Raw genomic sequence first — 2,298 nt, forward strand, 5'->3', positions numbered from 1 at the left:
GCCGGATCAGGGGGATTCGGGGCGGCCGGTGCGCCAATATCCCATGAACGCCACCCGCCTCCGGTCCAGTCCCAGCTCGGTGACGAGGCAGCGGCGGATGAGCTTGACCGCGCCCGCTTCGCCCGCGATCCATGCGTAGAGGCCCGGGTCGGTGTTCTCTTCGGGGATCTCCCAGAGGATCTCGGTATCGACGTCGACGTCGGAGACCTCGATTCCGCGGTGGTGTGCTGTGAGGAAGCGGGTGGCCCATGCGCGGACGGCGTCGCCGAGGGCTGCTCCGGGTGCGGCGGCGGGCTCGCGGACGATCCAGGTCATGCTCACGCCAGCCGGATGGTGGAGGGCCAGGCGGTCGAGCACGGTGGGAACCTCGAGGAACGCGGCTCCGGTGGCGTCGTCGTCGAGGCTTTCGAGGATCGCCGCGATCGCGGGAACGGCGGTTTCGTCGCCGGCGAGCAGGAGCGAGGTGGCGGCTCCGGGGTGGAATTCCACTCCGCCGCCGGGCAGTTCGGAGCGGGTGTCGGGGGCGATGATGACGACCTGCTGGCCGGCGTGAGCCGACTCCGCCCAGGCCGACGCAGGGCCGGTGTCGCCGTGCGCCGCGAAGTCGACGTCGACCTCGGCGAACTCGGGGCGGGTGGCGCGGATCGTGTAGGTGCGGAGAGGGTTCCGCCATTCATCGGGAAGCTCGCGCCAGCGGGTGTACCAGTCGGGAGCGAGCCCGTCGGGTCCGTCCTCGTCGGCGACGGACGCCATGAAGTCCTGCGCGTCGGAGGTCGCGGTCGGTACGACGAGCTTGATCCGCTGGTCGGGCCCCGTGCAGCCGACGCTGTCGAGATCGGCTCCTGTGAGGGTGACCCGGATGAAGTGGGGAGCGATCCGTGTCGCGCTGGCGACGGTGGCGAGGTACGGCCGGTAGGCCGGGCGGGCGGGAGCGTCGGTCTGAGGCATCGATCCAGTCTGACACAGAAGGTTAGGCTTGCCTAACGTCGTCCTCAGTGTGCGGCGTGGTCGGCGGAGCTGCGCAGACGCGCCTCGACGTCGATCGCGAGTTCGGAGATGACGGCGCCCGCCCCACCGATCCAGGCGCAGAAGTCGTGGCGCGCATCCGCCCACGGATAGTCGCCGTCGACGACGGACATCTCGCCCATCCAGGCGCGAACGGCGCGATCGAGAGCGACCCCGCGGAAGCAGCGCTCTCCGGTTCCGGGGGCACCGGACCGCTCCGAGCGTCCGAGCCAGGTGACGCAGACCCGGCCGGGGCCGCGAGCGGAGGCAGTCCGCGCGCGTCGTCGACCTCGATGAAGACCTGCCCGCGCGCGTTGATCGGCAGGGCGTCGAGGATGCTCTGGATCCACGGCACGACGGTCTCGTCACCCGCGATCAGGAACTGCTTCACGTCGACCGGCGCGGAGCCGTCGCGGTCCTCGAACATGCACATCGCGTCCGAGTATAGGCAAGGCTTACCTCAATGCCTAGGCCTCGCGGCAGACCGTGTGCCCGAGGTGCTCACCACTGCGGCGGATGCCGTCGCTGCCAGCGCGCCCGCCGCTCAAGCTGGGCGCCGATCGCGAGCAGCACCGCCTCGCCTCCCGGACGGCCGATCAGCTGGACGCCCATCGGCAGCCCCTCGCGTGTCGTGCTCAGCGGCAGCGACACGGCCGGCAGCCCGCTGACGTTCACGAAGGACGTGTAGGGCGTGTAGAGCACCTGCTGCTCGAAGTTGCGCTCGGGATCCTCGAGGTCGTACCAGCCCACGGGCCGCGGCGGCATCGTCAGCGTCGGGGTGAGGATCGCGTCGAACCCCGAGAACGCGGCGATCACGGCGCGCTCGTATCCCGAGAGCCAGGCGGCCGCCTCGACGATCTCGCGGGCGGAGCGGCGGCGTCCCTCCTCGACCAGCCAGCGCGTCAGCGGCTCCAACAGCTCGAGGTCGGCTCCCTCGACGGGCAGGGTGGAGGCACCGCTCTGCCACAGCGTCCGGAAAGCGGCCGGATACGCGGCACTCGGCGGCAGCGCCGCCTCCTCGAGGCCGTGACCGAGCTCGGCGAGGGCCGCTGTCCCCTCGTCCAGGGAGGCTCGGGCCTCGGCCGACAGGACGATGTCGTACTCCTCGTCCCACGGCGAGGCGGTGAGCACGCCGATCTGGAAGCGGCCCTCGCCGCGCACCGCCGCGCCGAGGAACGAGCCCTCGCCGTCGCCGGGAGCACCGAGGGACCAGCGCTGCGGGAGGCGACCGCGGCTGCGCTCGAGCATGCCCTCGAGCAGGAGCGCCGCATCGGCGACCGAGCGCGCGATCGG

At 71.6% G+C, this 2,298-nt stretch carries 3 protein-coding genes and 1 pseudogene; all 4 read right to left on the reverse strand.

From position 1 onward, the window contains the following. Positions 1-6: 6 nt before the first annotated feature. On the reverse strand, positions 7-948 hold the full coding sequence (locus ACH61_RS15095; protein ID WP_068213631.1) for a siderophore-interacting protein: 942 nt from the start codon (positions 946-948) through the stop codon (positions 7-9). Between the two features lie 44 nt (positions 949-992). Further along, a complete protein-coding gene (locus ACH61_RS18670) occupies positions 993-1,139 on the reverse strand; it encodes a hypothetical protein (RefSeq protein ID WP_236713716.1) in 147 nt (48 codons plus the stop codon). 122 nt (positions 1,140-1,261) lie between these two features. Next, positions 1,262-1,438 (reverse strand): annotated as a pseudogene (locus tag ACH61_RS19430) (SIP domain-containing protein); the annotation flags it as partial. Between the two features lie 68 nt (positions 1,439-1,506). Further along, positions 1,507-2,298: amidase (locus tag ACH61_RS15100; protein WP_161489683.1), on the reverse strand; the 792-nt coding region annotated here is incomplete at its 5' end.

The sequence above is a fragment of the Rathayibacter tanaceti genome (genome assembly GCF_001634385.1).
GTDB classification, from domain to species: Bacteria; Actinomycetota; Actinomycetes; order Actinomycetales; family Microbacteriaceae; genus Rathayibacter; species Rathayibacter tanaceti.

Excerpts from the sequence above, each read along its gene's own strand:
- ACH61_RS18670 (WP_236713716.1), bottom strand. The coding sequence starts at position 1,139 with ATGTCCGTCGTCGACGGCGACTATCCGTGGGCGGATGCGCGCCACGAC.
- ACH61_RS15095 (WP_068213631.1), bottom strand. The coding sequence starts at position 948 with ATGCCTCAGACCGACGCTCCCGCCCGCCCGGCCTACCGGCCGTACCTC.